The following is a 24,563-nucleotide window of genomic DNA, read 5'->3' on the forward strand; positions in this document are numbered from 1 at the left end:
CCCGATACGTAAGAACGGCCCCGGACTTTCCGGGGCCGTTTTCATTTTCACGACCGGTTTTGCGCGCGCCTCACTGCGCAGGTTGCAGCTGCGCCCGCAGGAACGCCACGTTCAGCGCCAACCCCGGCAGCAACCATTGAAAGAGCCGCACCACCGCCAGGACCTCATCCACAGGCGCATCCTGCGCGGCCGCGTCCCGCAGTTCAGCAGAGGTCAGACCCGTCACATTCGGCAATCCTGCGGCCAGCGCGATGGCCGCCTCATGCACGCGGCACACCTGTCCCTCGTAGCGCGAGGACACCACCGCCCCGCGCAGATCGCGCCATGCGGGCGCGAAATAGCTCGGCCAGCGAGCGAAGGCCCGGTAATCGGTGTTCACAAACGGCAAGCCCAGCGTCTCGCGAATATCCGCATAGAGCGCGACAGTGCTCGGATCCGCGTGATGCGCTTCGACCAGAGGAGGACGCGGCAGGGGCGGCGGCACCGCGATCACGGGGCCCGGCGCCTGCGCGCCTTCCCAGCCCTGCCCCTCCAGCAGCAGCCGGGCGAGGGATGCCATCAGCAGATAAGGCATATTGCCCGCCGAGAAGACCGCGTTGCAGGCGCGGATCTCGTCCAGCTCGCGCGTGTCATAGCCCTGCGCGCGCAGCCGCGTGAGGATCGAAATGGGGCCGAGGGTCGCCGCCGCGCCCTCCGCCGTGTTGCGCAATCTCTCGCAGGCCGCACCAAAAGCCGCGCTGCGGGCCACAGGCGCCAGCGCAGACCAAAGCCGCCCGTAAAACGCCGGATACTGGGCGAAAGCCATGGCCACGACCCCCACCCAGGGCACGCCCAGCCCTGCCTTGGTCTGGTCATAGGCCTCGGCCAGCGTGCCCGTCGCGGCATATTCCGGCACCGGGTGAATGGCCGGGATCGGATCCGGCTTGAGGCGCGGCAGCTCAGGCGTCATCGCCCGTCCCGGGCAGGCTCTCGCTCCAGTCCCGCAGCTCGCTCAGAACCCCGAGCGCCGTGCGGCCCAGCGCCGTGATCTCGTAATGCACCGAGACCGGCGCGGTTTGCATCACCTCCCGGGTGATCAGGCCGTGGGCCTCCAGATGGCGGAGCCGCTCGGTAATCATCTTCTTCGAGGCCCCGCCCACCATGCGCGCGAGATCGTTGAACCGCACCGGGCCATCCTTGAGATGCCACAGGATCGAACCGGTCCATTTGCCGCCGATGATCCGCATCCCCCGTTCGATGGCACAAGGCTCGGTACAGGCATCCAGAACCTGCCGCCGCCCCGCGCCATCCGTCTCGACCCGTGCCTCCATGGACCCTCGCCTCCTCGCACCCGACCCAGGTTACAAAAAGTATACTAATTGCTTTTCGTGCATTCCCTGCCCAGCTTCCGCCTCAGGTCCCTGTCCGTCAAGGGATCGCAGGTCCATTCCCGCCGGAGACACCCGCCATGCCGACACCCGATATCCATCTCTACACCGCTGCCACGATGAACGGGTACAAGCCGGTCATCTTCCAGGAGGAGGCGGGCGTGCCCTATGACCTGACCTTCGTCGATTTCTCCAAGCGGGAGCAAAAAGCCCCGGAGTACATGCGCCTCAACCCGAACGGGCGCATCCCGACCATCGTCGATCGCGGCAATGGCGACTTCCCGGTCTTCGAGAGCGGCGCAATCCTGTGGTATCTGGCCGAGAAATACGGGCAATTCCTGCCGGACGCGGGCAAGGCCCGATCCGAGGTCCTGCAATGGCTGATGTTTCAGATGGGCGGGATCGGCCCGATGATGGGACAGGCCATGTATTTCCAGCGGATCGCCGCGCCGAACGGCCATGAGGAGCCGTTTTCCATTCAGCGCTACGTGAGTGAAACCCGCCGCCTGCTGGAGGTGCTGAACACCCGGCTTGAGGGGCGCGACTGGCTCGCCGGGGACGCGTACTCCATCGCGGATATGGCGACATATCCATGGGCGCGCGCCTATCCATGGGCAAAGGTCAATGTTGCGGATCTGCCGGCGCTGACCGCGTGGTTCGACCGGATCGATGCGCGCCCAGCGGTGCAGAAAGCCCTGACCATCCCCAAGGCCCAGCCGCAATTCTGGGATGCTGCGGCGGATGACGGGGCCTTCGCCGCCGAGAACGCCGCGCGCTTTGCCTCGGATACCTCGAAGGACTGAGCCCGGGGGGCAGGCCGCCCCCCCCCGGCCCGCCTACCAGCTGCCCGTATTGGGCATTGAGGCCCAAGGCTCGGCCTTCTCGAGGTTCGGGCCCGCCTGCAGCAGCTCGATCGAGATCCCGTCCGGGGAGCGGACAAAGGCCATGTGACCATCCCGAGGGGGGCGGTTGATCACGACCCCCGCGGCCATCAGGCGCGCACAGGTGGCGTAGATATCCGGCACGCGAAAGGCCAGATGGCCGAAATTGCGCCCGCCCTCATAGGGTTCGGGATCCCAGTTATAGGTCAGCTCGATCAGGGGCGACTTCTGGGCGCGCGCGCGGTCCAGATCCCCGGGCGCGGCGAGGAAGACGAGGGTAAAGCGCCCTTGCTCATTCTCGATGCGGTTGGTTTCCACCAACCCCAGCGTGTCACAGTAGAATGCGAGTGACGCGTCCAGATCGCTGACGCGCAGCATGGTATGCAGGTAGTCCATGGTATCTCCGTTAGGATGACCCGGCGCGGGGCGCGCCGGGCAGGAATGCGCGCGGCGGTTCAGGCCGCCGCACGGGTTTCGGTGAGGGCGTCGAGCAAAAGCGTGGCCACCGCCGCGCTCGACATCGGGTTCTGCCCGGTGATCAAACGCCCGTCGCGGATCGCGGTTTCCGTGAAATCCGCGCCCGCCTCGAAATGCGCGCCCAGTTCGCGGAACCGCGTCTCGAGCAGGAAAGGCACCACATCGGTCAGCCCGACCGCCTCTTCCTCGGCATTGGTGAAACTGTTCACCCGCAGCCCGGCCACAAGCGGCGTGCCATCCGCGCGGGTGGCAGTCACCAGACCGGCGGGCCCGTGGCAGACCGCAGCAACCACGCCGCCCGCCGCGTGGATCGCGCTGACGGCCTTGGCGAGGGCCGTGCTCTGCGGAAAATCGAACGCCGTGCCATGCCCGCCGGGCAGGAAAATTGCGTCATAGGCCGCCGGATCGATGTCGGAGATCGCTGCGGTGTCGGCCAGCGCTGCCAACGCCTCGGGCGCATCGAGAAAGCGCTGAACCGCAGCGGGCCGCTTGGACGGCTCGGCGTCGAGGCTCGTGGGGTCATGGGCCGCCGGCCCGCCCTGGATCGAGGCCAGAGTGACCCGGTGGCCCGCATCCACCAGCGCCCAATAGGGCACGGCGAGCTCTTCGTAGTAAAAACCGGTGGGCCGGCCGGTCTCCCCCAGCGCGGTGTGGGATGTCAGGACGATCAGAATATCTGCCATGGGATCCTCTGTGTTGTTTGGTTCCGTTCCATCCCAAGATGGGGGTGGCTCGGGTCGTTGGGAAATCGGAACCAGCGATAGCGCAAATCGGTTCCGCCAGAGCCCCAGCCAGATCAGCCGCGACCAGATCAAGCCCGGGCCAGGAAGGCCGCGCTGACCAGATCGCGAAACCAGATCTCGGCAGGGTCGCGATGGGTCGTCGCGCTCCACGCCAGCGTGTTGGTCACCGGCGGCACGGCCACGGGACAGGGCTCCACCGCGAACGCCCCGTGGCGCGACAGGGCCTCGGCCACGAAATCCGGCACCGTCGTGATCAGATCCGTCCCCGGCAGGGCCCCAAGGATCAGGGCGAAGCTCGACAGCCCGAGCGCGATGCGCCGTGTCCGCCCCAGCGCGCGGAGTTGATCATCCACGAAGCCCGACAGGTCCCCCATGGGCGTCACGAGGGCCTGCGGACGGCTGCAGAAATCCGCCAACCCCTCCAGCGGCGGCGCGGCGGCATTGCGCAGCACGACCCAAGGCGCATGACGCAGGACCCGCATCTTGGCGCTGGCCGCCGGGTCGTTGCCCAGATAGCCCGCGATGGTCGAGACCTCGCCGCTGGCCAGCATATCCGGCAGGGACCGGTAATCCCCGATCCGCACGGACAGATCACACTTCGGGGCTTCGGCTCTCAGGCGCGCGGTCATCTCGGGCAGCGCGCTCAGGGCCAGCGCGTCGGTGCAGCCGAGGTGAAAGACCCGCGCATCCGAGACCGGATCAAAGGGCCGCAAGGCGCCCAGCGCGGCGGCGAGCCCATCGTAATGGGGGCGCAGGGCCTGCACCAGCTCTTCGGCCCGGGCCGTGGGCACAAGGTCGCGCCCCTGCCGCACGAGCAGCTCGTCCTCGAACAGGTCCCGCAGCCGCGCCAGCGTCCCCGAAACGGTCGATTGGGCAAGATGCAGCCGCCGGGCCGCCTTGGTGGTGGACCGTTCCTCGATCAGCGCGATGAGGGCCGAGATCATCTTGAGATCCAGTTGATCGAGCCCCGGAGGGGTGCCAGCCATGGGTCAGGTCCTGCAAACTGGCCTAGCTATGGCACGACCGGCCCGCGCGAGGCAATGACACCCGGTTCGAGCGCTCAACCCCCTGCACGCCCCGCCCGCGCCGAGAGGCACACACCCGCGCAGATGACGCAAATGGCGAGCCCCGTGGGCAGGTCCAGCGGCTCGCCCAGCACCGGGATCGCCATGAGCGCGGCCAGCGCCGGAGTGACCGAGCCCAGCACGGCACAGCGGGCCGAGCCCAGCCGTGCAATGGCAAAGGCATAGGTCAGGAGCGCGAGCACGCTGACACAGAGCCCTTGCACGAGGATGAAGGGCATCGCCTCCTCCAGGGTGAAGCTGCCCCAGTTCGACCGTGCCAGCCCCGTGGCCATCAACACGCCCATTCCCAGTGTCGAAGGCAGCGCGATGACCAGCGCGCAGCCCAGTGGGTCGAGCCCCGAGCGTTTGACCGCCAGTGTGAACGCCCCCCAACACAGGGAGGCCAGCAGCAATGTCACCGCCCCGCCCAGCGCCGTCGCCCCCGCGATCGGCCCGACGATCAGCGCCACCCCCACAAGGATCAGACCCAGTGCTCCGGCCCCGAGGGGTGTCGGCCGCGTGCCGTCGCGCACCCAGATCAACACGGCCACGCTCACCGGCACGGTCCCCGCGATCAGGGTGCTGACATGGGCCGCCGAGGTCACCGCCCCGCCGCGCACCGCCAGCCAGAAAAACGGCAGTCCGGCCCCGATGGCGATCACGGCGCAATTGCCGAGCCCCGCGCGCCGGATCATCGGCAGGCGGGCGGGCAGAAACGGCAAGAAGACCAGCGTCGGCACAACCGCCCGGATCAGGGCGATATCGGCAAAGGCCAGCGCGGACGCCTCGCTCACCCGCGCGCTGAGAGCGAAGGCCGCCCAGACAAGCACCGTCGCGGCCATGGCCAGATATCCCATCCCGCGTGCAGAGGGCGGTGATTGGCGAACAGAACCGGGTGTGGACAGAGAGACGGAGGCAGTTGTGGACATGGGGGCACTTTCTGAAACCACGCCATCATGGCAGCCTCGCACCCGCTTGAGATTGCCAATTCTGCCTTTCTGATGTCTGATCTTGGCAGATTCTGCTACAGGGGATCGTATGGACGCCAAGGACTACCAGATCATCAAGGAGTTGCAGCGCGACGGGCGGCTCACAAATCAGGAGCTGTCCGAGCGGGTCAACCTCTCGCCGTCGCCCTGCCTGCGCCGGGTCCGAAACCTTGAAAAGGCCGGCATCCTCAAGGGTTATTCCGCCGTGGTGGATGAACGGGCCTTCGGGCTCGGCATGACCGCCTTCGTGCGCATCACGCTGGAGCGGCATTCCGGGGCTTCCGCCTCGGCCTTCGAGGACGGGGTGCAGCGGATCGACGAGGTGCTCGACTGCTATGTGATGGCCGGTGGCACGGATTATCTCTTGCGGGTCCTCGTCCCGGACCTGCAGAGCTACGAGCGGTTCATCCGCAACCGGCTGCACAAGATCGAAGGCATCGCCTCGATCGATACGGGCTTTGCCTATGGCGTCGTGAAACAGGCGCAGGTCTTCCCGGATATCCAACGCTAGGGCCCGCGAAAATCGCTAGGAACCGCCCCGCCCCCGCGTTTAGGCTGCCCGGGCTGGCACGGCTGTGCCGCGCGGAGGAGGGAGCAGCCATGAAAGACCGCTACGACAACCGGCTCAGCACGGGCTCTGCGGCGGCGCGGGATCATTATATCACCGGGCTCGACCGTCTGCTGGCGGGGCAGGTCCGGTTTGTCGACGCGTTCGAGCAAGCGGTCGCGGCGGATCCCGGTTTCGCCCTCGGCCATGCGGCCCTGGCGCGCGGGGCGCAGACCGTCGGAGACGGCGCCCGCGCCCGGGATACCATTGCCACCGCGCGCGGGCTCACCGGTGGTATCACCCCCCGCGAACAGAGCCATATCCACGCGCTCGACCTGCTGGTGGCTGGCAGGACCGCCGAGGCCTATGCCGCGATCCGCGCCCATGTGGACCTCTACCCGCGCGACGCGCTGATCGCGCAGACCTGCTCGTCGGTTTTCGGGTTGATCGGGTTTTCCGGCCAGCCCGGACGCGAGGCCGAGATCCTGGCCTATACGGCGGGCCTCCTGCCCCATTACGGCGAAGACTGGTGGTGCCTGAGCCAATATGCCTTTGCCCTTTGCGAGACCGGGGCGCTCGACCGGGCGGCACGGTATATCGACCGGTCACTGGCCCTGAACCCACAAAACGCCCACGGCGCCCATGTGCGCAGCCATGTCTACTACGAGGCCGGGGATCCGCAGCTCGGGGTTGCCTATCTTGGCGAGTGGCTCGCTGGCTATCACCGGGAGGGGTACCTGCACGGGCATCTGTCCTGGCACGCGGCACTCTGGGCGTTGGAACAGGGGGATGTCGCAACCATGTGGGACAGGATCGATGCGGATATCCGTCCAAGGGCGAGCGCGGGGCTGCCGATCAATGTGCTCACCGACACCGCCTCGATCCTCCACCGTGCAGAGATGGCAGGCGTGCCTGTCCCGCAGGCGCGCTGGGGCGAGATCAGCGCCTATGCGGCGCAGTTCTTTCCGAAGGCCGGGCTGGGTTTTGTCGACATCCATGCCGCCCTCGCCCATGCCATGGCCGGCGATGGTGACGCCATGGCCCGGCTGATGGAGACGCCCAATGATCTGACCGGTGATCTGGTCACCCCGATCGCCGAGGGCTATCTGGCCCTGGCGCGCGGTGACTGGGCGGAGGCGGTGCAATGCCTGAGCTCGGCCATGGCCGATCATGCACGGCTCGGTGGCAGCCGCGCCCAGCGCGACCTGCTGGAGATCTCGCTCCTCGGGGCCCTGCTCCGGCTCGGCAAGGAGAGCGAGGCCCGACGCCTGCTGGCCCTGCGGCGTCCGGCATTGGCGCGATCGCGGGTCGTCCATGGGCTGGAGGCCCATATCTGAGGTCTATCTAACCCGGCCGTTGCACCGGGGGGGCAGCCGTCCCCGGCCTACAGCGTTCTGTGTGCGCACCCGCACAGGGGGGTGCGATTGACAGCACCCTGCCCCATGGGAAACCATTCGCCCCTCGTGCGCCTTGTCGCCGTAGGCCCCGTATGGACAGAGCCCCCGCGCCCTGCCCCGGGCCCACCCCGACAGGCCCAGTCCAGACCCGGGCACGGAGCAAAGCGGCGGCCTCGATGCCCCGCGCCCCCCCGTGCCCACAGCCTCGGAGACACCGCCATGAACCGTCGTGCCCTACTCAAACTCGCCGCCGCCGCACCCATTGCCCCGCTTGCCATCCAGTTCGTGCCCATGGCGCAGGCCGCAGGCCATGGCGACGTCACCCAGGTGATCGGGGTACAGCATTTCCGGGTCGGCACATGGGTGGTCACCGCGCTGCTGGACGGCTCCCTGCCCATTGGGCCGGAAAACTTCTCGAACCTCACCCCGGAGGAGGCCGAGGCACTGACGCGGGCCGCCTTCCTCGAGGGGCCTGCGGTGGATACGGGCGTGAACGCCTACGTTCTGCGCAACGGGACCGAGACCATCCTCGTGGATGCGGGGGGCGCCGGGGCGTTTCCGGGGCTCGGGGCCCTGCCCGCCGCCCTCGAAGCTGCCGAGATCGCGGCATCGGATGTGACCCGCGTGGTGCTAACCCATCTGCATCCGGACCATATCGGTGGTCTGCTGGGCGAGGCCGGGCCGGTCTTCACCAATGCCAGCGTGCATGTGCATGCGGCCGATATTGCCTTCTGGAACGATGCGGAGATCAAGGCGCAGGTGCCGGAGGGCTTCCACCCGTTCTTTGACCTGGCCGTTGCCGTGACCGAGGCCTATGGAGACAAGATCATGCCCTTTGACGGCGACACGGACCTGTTGCCCGGTCTGGCGGCCCGCGCTCTGCCCGGGCACACGCCGGGTCACTCCGGGTTCCTCGTCTCGTCAGAGGGCGAAGAGTTGCTAATCTGGGGCGATATCATCCATGTGGGCGCCTTCCAGTTCCCCAAACCCGAAGCCGCGATCGGCTTCGACGTGGACCAGGACACCGCCGTAAGCACGCGCATGGCCCTTCTGGCCGAAGTCGCCGAGAGCCGCCTGACCGTAGCCGGTATGCATCTGCCCTTCCCCGGGATCGGCCATGTCGTCACCGAGGGCAGCGGCTATCGCTTCGTGCCGCAGGACTGGACCTTCTCTCTCTGATCTCATCCACCGGCGGGCCCTGGGCGGGCCCGCCCAATATCCCCGGGGCTCTGAGCGGACGGATCCATGCGGCCAAAGGGGTGTTTGTACGCGGCAAACGCCTTCCCCCAGAACACCGGCAAGACGCCGCTGAACCCATAGATTGGCTGGAACCACCCCGGGATCGAGTTTTTGCGTGACCCGCAGGGCCATGCCATGCACCATGGCGCGAGATCCAAGGGAGCTTTCGACATGCCAGCACGTTTGGCCCTTGTCTGTGTCACGCTGCTCACAGCAAGCCAATGGACCGCGCCCGCCACCGCGGCGGAGACTGTCGTCCTGACCACGACGGAATGGCCGCCCTATTCCGGTGCGACAATTGCGGGCCAAGGCGCGACATCCGTCATCCTGAAGGAGGCGTTTTCTCGCGTGGGCATCACCCTCGAGGTGCAGGTCCTGCCGTGGCGACGCGCGATCGAACAGGCACGCAAGGGGACGGACGCGATCGGCTATTTTCCCGGGTATCACTGCGATCACCTGCCCGGGTTCGCAGCCTCCGAGCCTATCGGCATCGGCCCGCTGGGGTTCGCCGAGAACCTCGAAAACCCGATCACATGGTCCTCGGTCGGCGAGTTGGGGGAACAGGGGTTGCGGATCGGGACCGTGCGGGGCTACGCCAATACCGAGGAATTCGATCAAAAGGTCGGGCAGGGCTGGATCCGGGCCGTGCCTGCCCAGACGGATACGGCCAATCTGGCCGCCCTCGCGCGCGGGCGCGTGGACGCGGCGGTCGTGGATTCCCGCGTGCTGCGCTACCTGCTGCAAACCGACCCGGACCTGATGCCCTATCGCGACACGATCCGGTTCGATGAACGCCCCCTCGACATCAAGACGCTGCATGCCTGTTTTCTCGCCGGGGCAGATGGCGATGCCACCCGGCGCCAACTCGATGCCGGGCTGGCCGAGATCTCGGCGGATGCGCTGCTGGATGATTACCTGAAGGCCATGGAGTGAAACTCAGCACATGACGGATACCAATCCGACCGACCCGGCTGCGCGCGCCACGCCCGGAGCCCCTCTGGACGGGGCGCCAAAGCCCGAGCGGGGCCGGTTCACCTCGATCCGGGCCAAGCTGCTGGCTTTTGTGATCCCGTTGGTGCTGATCTCGACCTTCGCGGTGTTCAGCATCTTCGAATACATGGCCCGGCAAGCGGCGAGCGAGCAGCTCAGCCTCAAGCTTGACCGCACCGTAGAGATCCAGGGCGCGGTGCTCGCGGAATCGATCTGGAACGTCGCCGATGAACAGATCGGGCTAATCCTAGATGCACTGATCACCGACAGCGATGTGATCGGGGCCATTGTCTTTGACGAAGACGGGCGCGAGATCGCCGCGATCGGAGAGGTGGAGGGCCTTGAGGACCGCCCCTTCTTCGCCGGGTCCGACATCATGTATGGCGGCTTCGGGGATGAGCAGAAGATCGGGCATCTGGCCATCGCCCTGACCGATGCCAATCTGGCCACGCAGGCCCAGGGGCGGCTGATCCTGGCGCTTGTGCTGGCGAGCATCCTGCTCACGGCGATTGTCTCGGGCATCCTTCTGGCCAACCGGCGCATCATCGGCCAGCCGATTGCCCTGCTGATCGACTCCATCGAGCATCAGGGGACGAAGGGCGCAAAGACCAGGGTGGCCTGGGAAAGCCAGGACGAGATCGGCTCGGTGGTGCGCGCCTTCAACAACATGCAGTCGCGACAGGAAGCCTATGAGCGTGAACTGCAGGCCTCCCATGATCAGCTTGAGCGCCGGGTCGCGGCCCGCACCGCCGAGCTGGCCCAGGCCGAGGAACTGGCCAATGCCGCACGCAAACAGCTCCATGATGCGATCGAGAGCATTTCCGAGGGGTTTGCGATCTATGACGCGGAAAACACCCTGAAACTCGCCAATCGGCGCTACCGGGAGGTGATGCATAATCACGACCCCGAAGGACTGGCACCCGGCACCCCTCTGGACGCGGTGCTGTCCCGGGCCTTTGACAGCGGCGTGTTCATGCATCACGGCGTCTCGGAGGCCGATTGGGTCGCCGCTCAAATGGCGCGGATCTCGAAGGTGGGCGAGCCCTACCTGCTGGAGATGACCGAGGACCGCTGGCAACGGGTCAGCAACCGCCGCACCGAGGAAGGCGGGATCGTCAGCGTCTCGTCCGATATCTCCGAGCTCAAGCAGATCCAGGACGAGTTGCAGCGCGCCAAGGAACAGGCCGAGGCGGCCAATGATGCCAAGGGCGCGTTCCTTGCCACCATGAGCCACGAGATCCGCACGCCGCTCAACGGGATTGTCGGGATGAGCAACCTGCTCGACGGCACGGCTCTCACGGTCGAGCAGCGCGAGTTCAGCGCCACGATCAAAAGCGCGGCGGACACCCTTCTGACGATCATCAACGACATTCTCGACTTCTCCAAGGTCGAGGCCGGGGCGCTAGAGCTGGAAAAGATCCCCATGCATCTGGGCGAGGTGGTCGAGGATTCCGCGGAACTGGTGGCCTCGAAGGCAAACGAGAAGAACCTCGAGATGGCCTGCCGGATCGAGCTCGACGTGCCGCGCGGCATTCTCGGGGACCCGACCCGGCTCAAACAGATCCTGATGAACCTGCTGAACAACGCCGTGAAATTCACCGAACAGGGCGAGGTGGTCCTCAAGGTCTCCAGCGTCCTGCCCGCCGAGGCCCTGACCGAGGGCGACAGCACGCTGTTGAAGTTCCAGGTCTCGGATACGGGGATCGGCATTCCCCCGGAACGGATGGACCGGCTCTTCAAATCCTTCAGCCAGGTCGATGCCTCGACAACACGGCAATATGGCGGCACCGGGCTCGGGCTTGTGATCACCAAGCGGCTGGTGGAGCTTATGGGCGGGCAGATCTCGGTCGAGAGCGAAGAGGGCAAGGGCACGACCTTTTCCTTCACCCTGCCCTGCGTCACCGCCACCCTGCCCAACCGGAAATCCCGCGAGCGGCAGCTTGACCGGATCCGGGGCGCGCGGGTCCTTGTGGTCGATGACAACCGCACGAACCGGCTGATCCTGAACGAGAAGCTATCCAGCTGGGAGATCGAGTGTCAGGCGACCGGCGATCCGCGCGAGGCGCTGAGCTGGATCGAGGGCGGTGCGCGCTTCGACGTCTGCGTCTTCGATTACAAGATGCCCTATCTGAACGGGCTGGAGCTGTCGCGGCGCGCCATGACCGTCTGGGGAGCCGAAAAACCGCCGCTGATCCTGTTCACCTCGATCTCGAGCTTCGAGCCCGCCTTCAAGGAGGCCGTGGACGAGATCGGTTTCAGCAGCGTGCTCAGCAAGCCTGCCAAGTCCAACCAGTTGCGGCAGGCCCTCGCGCAGGCCCTGACGCCCGAGGCAGAGGCGGAACCGAGCGTCGAGGTTTTCGATGCAAGGGCGCCGACCGCGGCCGCGAACCCGCTGTCGATCCTGCTGGTGGATGACAACGCGATCAACCGCAAGGTCGCGACCAAGACCCTGAAGCGTCTGGGTTACGAGTCGGACGTGGCCTGCGACGGGCACGAGGCGGTCGAGATGGCCACGGCCGGATCCTATGATCTGGTCTTCATGGATATCGAGATGCCCGGTATGGACGGGATCACCGCCACCGGGAAGCTGCGCGCGCTGATCCCCGACCACGAAATGCCCTATATTGTGGCACTCACCGCGAATGCCATGGCCTCGGAGCGGGATCGCTACCTGCAATCGGGCATGGACGGGTATCTGAGCAAACCGATTGACCTGGACGCATTGAAAAAATGCTTGACCGAGGCGCACCAGCGCCGCGATCACTGAGGCTGTACGAGAAGTCCGAGGAACCTGCGTGACGATTGAGATAGACACAGCCGCCCTGAGAAACCTCATGGACCTCGTCGGAGGGGATCAGGACGACCTTCAGGAATTCGTCGACGACTTTTCCGAGATTGCGCCGGAGCTCGTGCAACAGATGCAGGACGGGGCGTCGACCGATGACTGGGACAAGGTGCGTATCGCGGCCCACACGCTCAAATCCAATGCGCGGGATCTGGGGGCGGCGGATCTGTCAACGCTGTGCGCCACGCTGGAGCAAGCCTGCCGGGCCGGCGAGCATGGGGCCGCGCCCAATCTGATCGCCGAGATCACTGCATCGCAAACGGCGTCCTGCGCGGCACTGGCCCAATGTGATCTGGGTGCCCTGTAAGACATCGCATGGATCAGATCGCCGACACATCACAGCGCCCGACCGAGGCCGCCACACCGGTGCCCGCGCCCCGGCAAGGCCCGGCGCCGAGCATCCTGATCATCGATGACAGCCTGATCAACCGCAAGAAGATCCGCGGGGCCCTGCGCCGGTTGGGCCATAACGCCGATCTGGCCGAGGATGGCGAAAGCGGGCTCCAGGCGGTGCGGGCAAAGCCCTATGACGTGATCCTTCTGGATATCGTGATGCCCGGCATCGACGGCTTCGCAGTGCTGGAGGTGCTCAAAGCGGATCCGGCCCTGCGCGACATCCCGGTCATCGTGATTTCCTCGCTGGAGGATGAACAGGAAAGCGTCGTGCACGCGATCGAGCTGGGCGCCGAGGACTTCCTGCCCAAGAACTTCGATCCGATCCTGCTGCGGGCCCGGCTGAACGCCTCGCTCACCAAGAAGACCTATCGCGATCAGGAACAGGAATACCTGCGCCGGGTCGAGCGCCTGACCCAGGCTGCTCTGGTGGTGGAGACCGGCCGCTTCAAGCCCGAGACCCTTGGCCTTGAGGAGTTGCGCAGCCACAAGGATGCCCTGGGCAAGCTTGCGGCGGTGTTCTCGGGCATGGCCGGTGAGATCTATCGACGCGAGCTGCGCCTGCGCAAGGCGATCCATGCGATCCAGGGCATCCTGCTGGTGATCTTTGTCGGCGTGGTCTGGGGCGCGACCCCGGCCCTGTCGCGCCTCGCGGCGAATGCCGGGGCCTCTCCACTGATCCTGGCCACCTGGGTCAATGCCTTCGCGGCGATCATGTATCTGTCGATCTCGGCGGCGCGCGGTCAGCTGGCCGCTTTGCGCTGGCGCCATATGGGCTTTCTCATCATCTGGACCGTGATCGCGGCCATCCTGCAGCGGGTGGTGATGCTCGTTCTGGCGGGCAATGTGGAGGCGACGCTTCTCGCTCTGGTCGCCGCCTTTCAGGTGTTCATCGTATTCGCCATCTCGTCGGTGATCCGGCTGGAAAAGGCAAATCTGCGACGTCTGACCGGGCTGATGCTCGGCATGATCGGGGTCTGCGTGGTGCTCTTTGACAAGCTCGACCTTTCTGGCGGGCCCGGGGCGGAATGGCTCTGGCTCGGTCTGTCGCTGGTCCTGCCGGCGCTTTATGCAACCGAATGGGTCTTTGTCGCCGCCCGCAAACCCGCGGAGCTCGACCTCTTGCCCGCGATTGGCCTCGTGATGCTGATGTCGACTCTCGTGTTGGCCCCGAGCGCGTTTGTCTTCGAAGGCGGGCTGCTCTTTTCCAACGGGTTTGGCGAGACCGAGCGGATCTCGCTGCTACTTTGCGCGGTGGCGTCCCTCTCGATCATCAGCAGCTACAAACTGATCGAGCTTGCTGGCCCCGTCTTTGCGAGCCAGAGCGCCTATGCCATGACGATCTGCGGCATTGGCTGGGGCATGCTTCTGCTGGGCGAAACCCTCTCGGCGGCGGCCTGGATCGCGGTGGCCTTCATCTTTGCAGGCTTCGTACTGGTCTCGCCCAAACCCGACAACACCGAGATCGTGATCAAGCGCTCCTTCACGGACTAGGCTGACGCCACGCCTAGAAACCGTGCTTGGACATGATCGCCTTGAGGGTGCCATCCGCGGTCATCTCGGCGAGGCCTGCATTGAAATCCGCGAGGATCACTTCGCTGTTTTCCGCCGCCTTTGAAATCACGAGGTGCTGGATGTCGATATGGACCGGCGGATCGATCCAGTCGAGCTCGCCCGCCAGATCCGACAGTTCGGTATTGATGATGTGCTGCGCCACGATCTTGTCCACCAAGACCAGATCGACCCGGCCCTTCGCCAGCTTGCGCAGGTTCTCGGCGTCGTCACTGGACGGGGACGTGCGCAGCTGCGCCTCTTCGAAGCCCGGAGGCGGTGCGTAACCGCGCACGACCCCAATCGTGTAATCGGTCAGATCCGCATAATTGCTCGAGGTGATATCCGTATCCACGCGCTTGAAGAACACGAGTTCACTGGGTGGCAGCGGTTCCGAGAACAGGAACCATTCCTCGCGCTCTTCGCGATACCAGACCGTGTAGAGCCCATCATGCTTGCCGGATTTCGCGCTGGCCAGAGCGCGTTTCCATGGCAGGAACTCGACCGTGGTGGCGTATCCTTGGCGATCCATCGCCTCGCGGATGATCTCGGAGACAAAGCCGTTATCCTCCAGATCCGCACCATAGAAAGGCGGCCATTCCGTTGCCGCAATCCGCAGTGCCTTCCCCTCGGCAAGAACCGGGCCGCAGGCCAGGGACATCAGGGCCACCATCCAAACTAACAGCCGTTTCATACCCGTCTCCCCTTGCGCAAAGTCCTGCCAGTAATGCTTTGATCAATCGTCGCGTCCCCACCGGGTATCACAGATCCCGGAACGCGCCAAAGACCTTGCGCGAAGTGGCTCTCGCCTCGGCTTTCTGCTGACAAGAACGTGATCAGATACGCCGCATCCTTGGGCGCTCTGAAAATCAGGGTCTGCGACGCACCGGGTCGCGCCCCGGGCTGGGTTTCGGCATGCCGGGCACAGCGCGGGCTTTTCTTCTCCGGGGCGAAGCCCGAGACTGCGCCCATGACAGGGGATATCTCGACCGAAGAAGACCAGACCGACCTGCAAACACGCCGGGCACGGGGCGAATTCGTGCGTGGCGTGAGCGGGTTTCGCCGGGCCATCGGCGATCCAGAGACCCCGGCAGAGCCCGGGCGCTATCACCTCTTCGTGGCGCTCAACTGCCCCTGGTGCCACCGGGTGACCCTTGCGCGCAGCGTTCTGGGTCTGGAACAGGCGATCACGCTGGATGTCGCCTTTCCCAATCGCACCGGCGAGGACGACCCGGAGGGTCCCAACCTGTGGGAATTCGCGCCGGACCGCATCGCCAGCCTGACCGGCGCACCGTTGCCCGAATGCACCGCCGAGACCGGGACCGGCGCGGGCTTGCGCCTCGCAAAGGAGGTCTATCGCCGCGAAGGGTCCGAGGAACAGTCGGTCCCGATCCTCTATGACAAGCGCGCGCAGCGCATCGTGAACAACGAAAGCGCCGAGATCATCCGGATGCTCGACGCCCATGCGGATGCTCTGGGCAGCACCGTGTCTGCGGACGCGCGCGTGGTGCTCTGGCCCCGAGACCCGGCCCGGCAGGCCGAGATCCGGGAACTGAATGAGCTGATCTACACCACGATCAATAACGGGGCCTACAAGGCGGGGTTTTCATCGGATCAAGAGGTCTATGCCACGGCCTTTGCCGCCTATTTCGACAGCTTGGAGCGGCTGGACCAGCTCCTGTCGGATGGCCGGGCCTTTCTAACCGGTGACGCGTTCACCGAGGCTGATCTTCGCCTGTTTCCAACGCTCTACCGCCATGACCCGGTTTACATGCTGCGGATGAAGCTGAACGGGGCGCGGATCCTGGACTACCCCCATCTGTGGCGCTGGCTTTGCAGGGTCTACGGATTGCCGGGCGTCGCGGAAGCCGGCTCGTTGCTCCATTGCCGCCAAGGGTATTTCGGCCGATCCTGGAACGGCGTGGTGCCCCTCGGCCCGCTCAAACCCATGCCCTACCCCGAGGCCTATGGCCATCCGGAACTCGCCGAGGGCTAGGGCAGGCTAGCCGCGCCAGACGGTCTCGCCCGCGATGAGCTTGAACCCCACATCGCGCTTGGGTTCGCTGGGTTGACCATTGATCTTGGCCAGCAGCATTTCCGCTGCGATCTGGCCGATTTTGAGATGCGGGATCGCCGTCGAGGTCAGGCGCCACGGCTGGATCGAGGCGCTCGGCAGATCCCCCCAGCCGGCGATCCCGATATCCTCGGGGATCCGCAGTCCAGCCTTCTGGCAGTATTGCAGCCCGCCAACGGCCATGTTGTCGTTCTGGTAGTAGATGACGTCGACCTGCGCGCCCGTGGCCAACAGTTGCTCGGTCCCATAGAACCCGGTGTAGAACCCCGGCGTGTCGCGGAAGAGCAGCTGTTTTTCGAGCACACCACCGGCATCGCTCACGGCCTGACCGTAGCCACTGAGCCGGGAGCTGGCCGCGTTACCCGTATCGTGGCTTGTCCCCACATAGGCGAATTTTTTGTACCCAAGACCAGACAGATAGCGGCCCATCTCATAGCCACTGTCATAGTGGTTCAACCCCACGGACATATCGAGCGGGCTGGAATTCAGATCCCAGAGTTCCACCACCGGCAGGTTCGACCCGCTGAGCATCTGGATCGCCCGCGAGGTATGGGACCGCCCGGTGATGATCAGTCCGGCGGGCTGCCACGACAAAACCGTCTCAATCCATTTTTCTTCTTGTTCCAGAGCATATTCCGTCAATCCCAGCACGGTCTGATGCCCGAAGGATCCGAGCTTGCGATCGATCCCCTCGAGGACCTGTGCAAAGATCTCGTTCCCCAGTTCGGGGATGCTGACCCCGACGAAAGTGGACTTCTTGTCCCCGCCAAAAACAGTCGCGAGACGATTCGGGAGGTAGCCCAAACGCTCGACTTCAGCCATGACTTTGGCGCGCGTTTTCTCCGAGAAGCCGCCCTCGTCACGCAACACGCGACTGGCCGTCATCTTGGAGACGCCTGCACCACGCGCCACCTCCGTCAAGCTTATCTTGTTGTTTTTGCTCATCTATAACCTGATTTCTCTCGGTTACGTTACGGGTAACTCAATGCTCCGATCGCATTTGAAAGTGCCCAGCTGCCTTGGGAGGGGCGGACGTATGCTGCATGACCTGCGAAACAACCTGTTCTTCAATGGCGTCAAAAAGCATTTCGGGGGCACCTATGCTCTGCGCGATGTGTCCCTGAACGTCGAACGCAGCGAGATCGTGGCCCTGCTGGGCGAGAATGGCGCGGGCAAATCCACCCTGATCAAGATCCTCGGCGGCATTCACAGGGCCGATGAGGGCGGGGTGATGATCAACGGCCAGCCCTATGAGCATCGTCCCGGCAGCTTTGGCGAACGGCAATCGGTGGCCTTCATCCACCAGGATCTCGGCATGATCGAATGGATGAGTGTGGCCGAGAACATCGCGCTGGCGCTGGGGTATTCCCGCAAGGGCGGGCTGATCAAATGGGACGAGGTCACCGCCTTTGCCCAGCGCGCGCTGGACAAGGTGGGCTGCGATTTCGACCCGACCACGCGGGTGCAGGACCTGTCGCGCACCGAGAAATCCCTGGTCGCCATCGCCCGGGCCCTCGCCGTGGAATGCGATTTTCTGGTGTTGGACGAGCCCACCGCGTCGCTTCCAGCCGATGAGGTGGAACGGCTGTTCGAGGCGCTCCGTCCGCTCAAGGATCAGGGCGTCGGGATGATCTATGTCTCGCACCGGCTCGACGAGATCTTTCGCATTGCCGACCGGGTCGCCGTGCTGCGCGACGGAGATTCGTGGGGCTGCGCGACATCGAACACACCACCCCCGAGGAGCTGGTCTACATGATCGTGGGGCGCAAGGCGCGGCAGGTCATGAAGCCCAAGCTGACCCGGGGCGACACGATCCTCGAGGTCTCAAACCTGAGGGTCGAGGCGGCCGGACCGGTGGATTTCACCCTCCACAAGCAAGAGATCGTGGGTCTCGTGGGGCTGCGCGGCGCCGGGCATGAGGGTGTTTCACGGGCGATCTTCGGCGCCGAGGCCTTCACTGGCGAGATCCTGCTGGATGGCGAGGTGCCGGACCTGACCTCGCCGCAGACCGCGCTCACCTCGGGCATCGGGCTCGTGGCCAAGGACCGCACCGAGGAATCCGTGGCCATGTCGCTCAGCATTCGCGAGAACACCTTTCTCAACCCTGCTGCCTTTGGCCGGGCGCTGTTTTCCTTCATGAGCCCGAAGACCGAGACCGCCATGGCCGAGCAGATCGGGGCGGACGTGGCGCTCTCGCCCAATGACCAGAGCATGGCGATCGAGAGCCTGTCGGGCGGCAACCAGCAGAAAGTGGTGATCGGGCGCTGGCTCGAGACCAAGCGCAAGCTGCTGATCTGCGAGGACCCGACCGCAGGCGTCGATGTGGGGGCCAAGGCCGAGATCTACGCCCTGCTCAACCGCGCCGCCGAAGAGGGGGTCGGCATTGTCGTCGTCTCTACCGACTTCGAAGAGGTCGCGGCGATCTGCCACCGGGCCATCGTGTTCAGCCAGGGCGCCATCGTCAAAGAGCTCTCCGGAGCCGAGTTGACGACCGAAAACCTGATCCAGACCGCATCCGCGTCGAACGCTGTTGAGAGCTAAGGAAGAAGACTATGCAATCGCTTGAATCAAACGCTCTCGAGCCCACGAAAGCCGAGCTGAAGAACGCCTCGCTCAAGACGCGGGTGATCCGGTTCCTGCCGGTCTATGGTCTGGTGATCCTGACAGCGATCCTGATCGTGCTGTTCTCGATCCTGCTGCCGAACACCTTTCCGACGATGCTGAACCTGCGGGCGATCATCTCGGACAAGGCGATCATCGCGCTCTTGTCTCTGGGGGCGATGATCCCGATGGTTGCAGGCCGGATTGACCTGACCGTGGGCTATGGCATCGTGCTGTGGCATGTGCTCGCGATCTCGCTGCAGACGCTTTATGGCTTCCCCTGGCCCATCGCGGTCATGAGCGTGCTGGCCCTGGGCCTTCTGACCGGGTTCCTGAACGGGATGCTGGTGGAGATCGCCCGGATCGACAGCTTCATCGCCACGCTCGGGACGGGCACCGTGCTTTATGCGCTGGCCCTGTGGCACACCGGTGGCCGCCAGATGGTCGGCGCCCTGCCCGAGCCGTTCTATGCGATCAACGGCACCTTCGTGTTCGGTCTGCCGATCACCGGTTTTTACGTGCTGGGCCTGACCATCGCCATGTGGCTGATCCTCGAATACACGCCGATCGGCCGCTACCTCTATGCCATCGGCGCCAACCAGCGCGCCGCCCAGCTTAACGGCATCAACACCCGCAAATTCGTCATCGGCGCTTTCATGTCCTCGGGCTTCATCACGGCCTTTGCCGGGGTGCTGTTGGCCTCGAAGCTGCGGATCGGTCAGGCCTCGGTGGGTCTCGAATTCCTGCTGCCGGCGCTGGTCGGGGCCTTTCTCGGCTCGACCACGATCAAGCCGGGACGGGTCAATGTCTGGGGCACGGTGGTGGGGGTTGCGATCCTCGCCGTGGGGATCTCCGGCATCCAGCAATTCGGCGGCTCGTTCTGGGTTGAGCCGATGTTCAACGGTGTGACCCTGCTGATTGCCATCGGCATCGCGGGCTACGCACAGCGGCGCAAGGGCGCCAAGAAGTAAGCATAAGCATCAGGGAGGAAACCATGCTTAGAAGATCCTTCACCACTGTCTCCGCCGCGGCCTTGATGGCCGGACTTGGCTTCACCGCCCTCGCCGAGATCCCGTTCGACGGCCCGACCACGGGCCCCAAGGCCGCCGAAGGCAAATCCATCGTCGTCGTGGCGGGCGATCTGAAAAATGGCGGGATCCTCGGGGTCACCAATGGCATCGAGGAGGCCGTGGCCACCATCGGCTGGGACCTGCGTGTGCTCGACGGCGCAGGCTCGATTCAAGGCCGGACCGCCGCCATCGGTCAGGCGCTGGCGCTGAAGGCAGATGGCATCATCATCAACGGCTTTGACGCAGTGGAACAGCAGGCCGCCCTCGAAGGCGTGGTCAACGCCGATATCCCGATGGTCGCCTGGCACTCGGGCCCCAAGATCGGCTGCGACGCGCCCGGCGGGCTCTTCACCAATGTCTCGACCGACGCGATGACCGTCTCGGAGGTGGCCGCGAAATGGGCCATGAACGATGCCGAGAAGGTCGGCGCGGTGATCTTCACCGACAGCACCTACCAGATCGCCATCGACAAGGCCGACCGTATCAAGGAGACCATCGAGGCGATGGGCGGTACGGTGCTGGAATACGTGGACACGCCGATTGCCGACACCTCGTCGCGCATGGGGCCGCTGACCATCAGCCTGCTGCAGAAATACGGCGACAGCTGGACCCACGCGCTGGCGATCAATGACCTCTATTTCGACTTCATGGGCCCGGCCCTCGCCTCGGCCGGGATCTCCAGCGATGATGGCCCGCAGGCCGGCTCGGCCGGGGACGGCTCCGAAGCCGCGTTCCAGCGGATCCGCACCACGAATTACCAGGCCATAACCGTGGCCGAGCCCCTGAACCTGCAGGGGTGGCAGCTGGTGGATGAGCTGAACCGTGCCATGCAGGGCGAGGACTGCTCGGGCTACGTCACCACCCCGGCTCTGGTGACCGAAGAAGGGCTCGCCAAGCTCGGCGACAGCAACCAGTTCGACCCCGACAGCCCCTACCGCGAGGCCTATGCCGCGATCTGGGGCAAGTAACCTGACCTGACGGGTCCTGCGGCGGCGAGACGAACGCCGCCGCGGGGCCCCGTTTCCCACACACAGACGCACCGCTTTTCGCAACGGGCCTGCCCGACCGGGAGAGCTGTGCTTCAAGGAGGAAGACCATGAGCAAACCGCCACTTGTGCAAATGCGCGGTATTACCAAGCGGTTCGGAGGCGTCACGGCGCTTCAGGATGTGGACCTGGAAGCCTATGCCGGGGAGGTTCTGGCCATTGTCGGGGATAACGGTGCCGGCAAATCCACGCTGATCAAGGTGCTGACGGGGGTGTATCAAGCCACCGAAGGCGAGATCTTCATGGACGGCGAGAAGGTCGAGTTCTCGAACCATGCCGACGCGGCCAAGCTGGGTATTGATGCGGTCTATCAAACGCTCGCCCTGGCCGACCATCTGGATCCGCCGGCCAACATGTTTCTGGGCAATGAGCTGACCAAGACGTTCCTCGGGATCACGATCCTCGACAACAAGCGCATGCGCGACGAGACAGAGCGCGTTCTGATGGAGCGCCTCGGCGTCCGCCTGCGCTCGCTGGATGCCTCGACGGACAGCCTTTCGGGGGGGCAGCGTCAGGCGGTCGCCATCGCCCGGGCGGTCTATCACGAAGGACTGCGCGTGCTGGTGATGGATGAACCCACAGCCGCCCTGGGCCCGCAGGAAACCGCGCGGACCCTGAAACTTATCAAAACGCTCAAAGCGCAAGGTCTGGCAGTGATCCTGATCAGCCACTCGCTGGATGATGTGTTCGAGGTCTCCGACCGCGTCCATGTCCAGCGCCGTGGTCAATGTGTCGGGGTCGCTCTGACCGCTCAAAGCTCCACCCAGGAGGTGCTGGGCATGATCGTTGGTGCCAAGGAGGACGCCGCATGAACGCCGCAGTTGCAACAAACGAGACCCCTCAGCCCCTCACGGAGCGGTTGGAGCCCTACATGGCGATCATCGCGCCAATGGCAATGATCCTGGCGATCTTCATTTTCATGGGGATTGCCTCGCCGGACCGGTTTTTCCGGGTCAGCAATCTGCAGCTGATCCTGCAGGATGCCGCCCTCTACATGCCCATGGCGATGGCGATGACCTTTGTCATCACCCAGCGCGGGATTGACCTGTCGGTGGGTTCGGTCGCGGTTCTGTCCGCGATCATCATGGCCTTTCTGGTCAAACAGTTCGGCTTCTCGATCTATGTGGGCATTCCGATTGCCCTGACCATTGGTGCCCTTCTGGGGCTGATCAACGGTCTGGTCATCACCCGGTTCAATGTACCGGACCTGATCGGCACACTGGCGATGGATCTGGTCTACAAAGGTCTGGCGCTGCTGCTGGCCAAAGGGCTGGTGCTGGCACGGTTCCCGGACCTTTTGACCGAGATCGGGCGCGGCACCACGCCGTTCTTCATCCCGACCCCGGCCGTGATCGGGATCCTGACCATGGTCGCGGGCTACTACATCCTGCAGCGCACCTATTTTGGCCGCGACACGGTCGCCATCGGATCGAGTCCGGAATCGGCGGAACTGACCGGCATCGGTGTGAACCGCCACAAGGTCTATGCCTATGTGCTCTGCGGGGCCTGTGCGGCGCTGGCCGGTCTGATGCTGACGGGGAAACAGAACGCCATCCAGGCGACGATGGCCCCGTTCTTCAACCTGCACGTGATTGCGGCGGTTGTCGTGGGCGGCACGTCCCTCTTCGGAGGCCGCGCGTCGATCATCGGCTCGTTCTCGGGCGTGCTGCTTCTGGCGATGATGCTGAACGCGCTGGTGACCCTGCGGATCGAGTTCTTCTGGCAGCCGGTCGCCTCGGGCTTCGTGATCATCAGCTCCGTCGCGCTCTACGCCTGGATCCAGAAAAAGGACCGCGATGGCGCGGGCGGATGGCTCGCCGACCTGAAAACGGCCGAGGGCATGAAGATGGTCAGATTTGCAGCCGCGATCATCGGACTTCTGATTGCCCTTCTCGCAATCGGCGGACTGACAGCTGGCGACGTCGTCGCAAGCGGTTGACCCAAGTTTTCGGCGGCCATGAGACCCATGGCCGCCGGGAAACCCCAACAAACCAATACGTAACGGGAGGAACGAACGTATGAAACTTCTGACAACAACAACAGCAATGGTCGCCGCCACGGCACTGGGCACAGCGGCTTTCGCAGACGGTCACAGCACCCTGCCCCTGAAAGAACTGCCCGACATCGCCGAGCGCGATCACTGGGTGCCCGCCGAGGTGAACGCAGATGGCACGCTTGAGGCCATGCAGGCCGTCGTGGGGGCGGAGGCCGTGAAGTTCACCGGCAGTCTCGACAAGCCGATCCAGATCGCGCTGATCTATCCGTCCTCGGACACGTCCGATTTCTGGGCGCGCAACTACCTGGCGATGACCAAGCGTCTGGACCAGCTGGGTGTCCCTTACGAGACGACCGAGTTCGCCTCGCGTCAGATCGAGCACTCGCTGCAAACCACCTATGCCAACCAGGTCGTGCAGGACAAAGACCTCTATGACTATGTGATCTTTGGCCCGTCCGAGCTGGCGGTGCAGGCCGACAACATCTCGAAGCTGGCAGCGGAAACCGACGACCTGACGACCTATGTCTGGGCGTTCCACACCCCGCTGAAGGACATGACGGCGCAACCTGCAGCCTGGTTCGACTTTTCGTCGGCGGCGGGTGCGCTGACCATGTGCGACTACATGCTGGAGCGGTTGGGCAACGATGTTACCATGGCGATGAACCGCGGTATTCCCGGGATCACCGACAACCATCGTTCGGGTGACTTCAAGGCCTGCGTCGAGGAGAAAGGCAACTGGACCACGGTCTATGAGCACTATGGCGAGTACCAGCGCGAAGGCGGCTTTGCCGGCACCTCGCTGATCCTGCAATCCTACCCGGAAGCCAAGATCGTCCACAACGCGAACACGGCGATGGCGATGGCGATGGCGATGGCGATGGCGATGGGCTCGGTCGAGGCGCAGGTCTCTGTCGGCAAGGAGAAAGAGATCTTCTCGACCGGTTGGGGTGGCACGGGCCTTGAGCTTGACGCGATCCGTCGGGGCGAGCTGGATGCCACGCCCATGCGCATGGGCGATGATGTGGGCGCGGCCACGGCCGAGGCGATCAAGGCCGATCTGGAGGACCGCGCGGGCGAGCTGCCCTTCGTCTTCCTCGGTCGGATCACCGTCGCCCATGACCAGATGAGCGCCGAGGAGATCGATGCGCTTGAAAAGGAAGCCTTCCGCTTCTCCGGCGTCGGCGCGCTGCAGCGCTGAGCCACGCGTCGGGCGGGGCATGCGCCTCGCCCGACACCCTACCCAGACCACCCGCCGCAGAGCCCGGCAGCCACAAGAAGGGACATCCCCATGGC

General features: G+C 64.8%; 24 protein-coding genes. 16 read left to right on the forward strand and 8 right to left on the reverse strand.

The window, feature by feature from the left end; all coding sequences use genetic code 11:
* Positions 1–70: 70 nt before the first annotated feature.
* Both ACP150_RS03820 and ACP150_RS03825 read right to left on the reverse strand, forming a co-directional pair.
* The gene (locus ACP150_RS03820) at positions 71–949 is read right to left on the reverse strand and encodes a hypothetical protein (RefSeq protein ID WP_424965217.1); all 879 of its coding nucleotides are present in this window, start codon (positions 947–949) and stop codon (positions 71–73) included.
* On the reverse strand, positions 939–1,310 hold the full coding sequence (locus ACP150_RS03825; protein WP_424965218.1) for a winged helix-turn-helix transcriptional regulator: 372 nt from the start codon (positions 1,308–1,310) through the stop codon (positions 939–941). The genes ACP150_RS03820 and ACP150_RS03825 overlap by 11 nt, the downstream gene beginning before the upstream one ends.
* 137 nt (positions 1,311–1,447) lie before the next feature.
* Here ACP150_RS03825 and ACP150_RS03830 point away from each other — a divergent pair, with 137 nt between their 5' ends.
* Positions 1,448–2,170, forward strand: a complete 723-nt coding sequence (locus ACP150_RS03830; protein ID WP_424965219.1) for a glutathione S-transferase family protein — start codon at positions 1,448–1,450, stop codon at positions 2,168–2,170.
* A 33-nt stretch (positions 2,171–2,203) separates the two neighbouring features.
* Here the strand turns inward: ACP150_RS03830 and ACP150_RS03835 are convergent, their stop codons facing one another.
* The 4 genes from ACP150_RS03835 to ACP150_RS03850 all read right to left on the reverse strand — a co-directional run bounded on the left by ACP150_RS03835 (position 2,204) and on the right by ACP150_RS03850 (position 5,374).
* Positions 2,204–2,644 carry a VOC family protein gene (locus ACP150_RS03835; RefSeq protein WP_424965220.1) on the reverse strand — a complete coding sequence of 147 codons (441 nt, stop codon included), beginning with the start codon at positions 2,642–2,644 and terminating at the stop codon, positions 2,204–2,206.
* A 59-nt stretch (positions 2,645–2,703) separates the two neighbouring features.
* On the reverse strand, positions 2,704–3,408 hold the full coding sequence (locus tag ACP150_RS03840; protein ID WP_424965221.1) for a type 1 glutamine amidotransferase domain-containing protein: 705 nt from the start codon (positions 3,406–3,408) through the stop codon (positions 2,704–2,706).
* Between the two features lie 128 nt (positions 3,409–3,536).
* Positions 3,537–4,454 carry a LysR family transcriptional regulator gene (locus ACP150_RS03845; RefSeq protein ID WP_424965222.1) on the reverse strand — a complete coding sequence of 306 codons (918 nt, stop codon included), beginning with the start codon at positions 4,452–4,454 and terminating at the stop codon, positions 3,537–3,539.
* Positions 4,455–4,528: 74 nt separating this feature from the next.
* Positions 4,529–5,374: a DMT family transporter gene (locus ACP150_RS03850; protein ID WP_424965223.1), complete on the reverse strand. Its 846-nt coding sequence runs from the start codon at positions 5,372–5,374 to the stop codon at positions 4,529–4,531.
* A 196-nt stretch (positions 5,375–5,570) separates the two neighbouring features.
* On the opposite strand from ACP150_RS03850, the gene ACP150_RS03855 reads away from it, so the two are divergent.
* The 7 genes from ACP150_RS03855 (at position 5,571) to ACP150_RS03885 (ending at position 14,426) form a co-directional block, all read left to right on the forward strand.
* A complete protein-coding gene (locus ACP150_RS03855; RefSeq protein ID WP_424965425.1) occupies positions 5,571–6,032 on the forward strand; it encodes an Lrp/AsnC family transcriptional regulator in 462 nt (153 codons plus the stop codon).
* A gap of 89 nt (positions 6,033–6,121) precedes the next feature.
* Positions 6,122–7,405, forward strand: coding sequence for a tetratricopeptide repeat protein (locus ACP150_RS03860; protein WP_424965224.1), 1,284 nt, complete (start codon positions 6,122–6,124; stop codon positions 7,403–7,405).
* Positions 7,406–7,684: 279 nt separating this feature from the next.
* Positions 7,685–8,644, forward strand: coding sequence for an MBL fold metallo-hydrolase (locus tag ACP150_RS03865; protein ID WP_424965225.1), 960 nt, complete (start codon positions 7,685–7,687; stop codon positions 8,642–8,644).
* Positions 8,645–8,875: 231 nt separating this feature from the next.
* Positions 8,876–9,637, forward strand: a complete 762-nt coding sequence (locus ACP150_RS03870) for a substrate-binding periplasmic protein (protein ID WP_424965226.1) — start codon at positions 8,876–8,878, stop codon at positions 9,635–9,637.
* A 10-nt stretch (positions 9,638–9,647) separates the two neighbouring features.
* A complete protein-coding gene (locus tag ACP150_RS03875) occupies positions 9,648–12,461 on the forward strand; it encodes a response regulator (RefSeq protein WP_424965227.1) in 2,814 nt (937 codons plus the stop codon).
* Between the two features lie 67 nt (positions 12,462–12,528).
* Positions 12,529–12,846: an Hpt domain-containing protein gene (locus ACP150_RS03880; protein WP_424965228.1), complete on the forward strand. Its 318-nt coding sequence runs from the start codon at positions 12,529–12,531 to the stop codon at positions 12,844–12,846.
* Positions 12,847–12,854: 8 nt separating this feature from the next.
* On the forward strand, positions 12,855–14,426 hold the full coding sequence (locus ACP150_RS03885) for a response regulator (protein WP_424965229.1): 1,572 nt from the start codon (positions 12,855–12,857) through the stop codon (positions 14,424–14,426).
* 13 nt (positions 14,427–14,439) lie between these two features.
* Here ACP150_RS03885 and ACP150_RS03890 read toward each other — a convergent pair whose 3' ends face one another.
* Complete coding sequence (locus ACP150_RS03890; RefSeq protein WP_424965230.1) at positions 14,440–15,177, reverse strand: substrate-binding periplasmic protein; 738 nt, start codon at positions 15,175–15,177, stop codon at positions 14,440–14,442.
* A 276-nt stretch (positions 15,178–15,453) separates the two neighbouring features.
* On the opposite strand from ACP150_RS03890, the gene ACP150_RS03895 reads away from it, so the two are divergent.
* Positions 15,454–16,479 carry a glutathione S-transferase C-terminal domain-containing protein gene (locus ACP150_RS03895; protein ID WP_424965231.1) on the forward strand — a complete coding sequence of 342 codons (1,026 nt, stop codon included), beginning with the start codon at positions 15,454–15,456 and terminating at the stop codon, positions 16,477–16,479.
* A 6-nt stretch (positions 16,480–16,485) separates the two neighbouring features.
* Here ACP150_RS03895 and ACP150_RS03900 read toward each other — a convergent pair whose 3' ends face one another.
* The gene (locus ACP150_RS03900; protein ID WP_424965232.1) at positions 16,486–17,502 is read right to left on the reverse strand and encodes a LacI family DNA-binding transcriptional regulator; all 1,017 of its coding nucleotides are present in this window, start codon (positions 17,500–17,502) and stop codon (positions 16,486–16,488) included.
* A 91-nt stretch (positions 17,503–17,593) separates the two neighbouring features.
* On the opposite strand from ACP150_RS03900, the gene ACP150_RS03905 reads away from it, so the two are divergent.
* The 7 genes from ACP150_RS03905 (at position 17,594) to ACP150_RS03935 (ending at position 24,468) form a co-directional block, all read left to right on the forward strand.
* Positions 17,594–18,313, forward strand: coding sequence for an ATP-binding cassette domain-containing protein (locus tag ACP150_RS03905; protein WP_424965233.1), 720 nt, complete (start codon positions 17,594–17,596; stop codon positions 18,311–18,313).
* Positions 18,262–19,098, forward strand: coding sequence for an ATP-binding cassette domain-containing protein (locus tag ACP150_RS03910; RefSeq protein ID WP_424965234.1), 837 nt, complete (start codon positions 18,262–18,264; stop codon positions 19,096–19,098). Before ACP150_RS03905 ends, ACP150_RS03910 begins: the two co-directional genes overlap by 52 nt.
* A gap of 11 nt (positions 19,099–19,109) precedes the next feature.
* On the forward strand, positions 19,110–20,129 hold the full coding sequence (locus ACP150_RS03915) for an ABC transporter permease (RefSeq protein WP_424965235.1): 1,020 nt from the start codon (positions 19,110–19,112) through the stop codon (positions 20,127–20,129).
* Positions 20,130–20,152: 23 nt separating this feature from the next.
* On the forward strand, positions 20,153–21,196 hold the full coding sequence (locus ACP150_RS03920; protein WP_424965236.1) for a substrate-binding domain-containing protein: 1,044 nt from the start codon (positions 20,153–20,155) through the stop codon (positions 21,194–21,196).
* 128 nt (positions 21,197–21,324) lie between these two features.
* On the forward strand, positions 21,325–22,086 hold the full coding sequence (locus ACP150_RS03925; protein ID WP_424965237.1) for an ATP-binding cassette domain-containing protein: 762 nt from the start codon (positions 21,325–21,327) through the stop codon (positions 22,084–22,086).
* Entirely contained in the window at positions 22,083–23,213 is a 1,131-nt protein-coding gene (locus ACP150_RS03930) for an ABC transporter permease (protein WP_424965238.1), read from the forward strand. Before ACP150_RS03925 ends, ACP150_RS03930 begins: the two co-directional genes overlap by 4 nt.
* A gap of 79 nt (positions 23,214–23,292) precedes the next feature.
* Complete coding sequence (locus ACP150_RS03935; protein ID WP_424965239.1) at positions 23,293–24,468, forward strand: substrate-binding domain-containing protein; 1,176 nt, start codon at positions 23,293–23,295, stop codon at positions 24,466–24,468.
* Positions 24,469–24,563 lie beyond the last annotated feature (95 nt).

Source organism: Dinoroseobacter sp. S375, from assembly GCF_049800775.1.
Lineage (GTDB): Bacteria > Pseudomonadota > Alphaproteobacteria > Rhodobacterales > Rhodobacteraceae > Dinoroseobacter.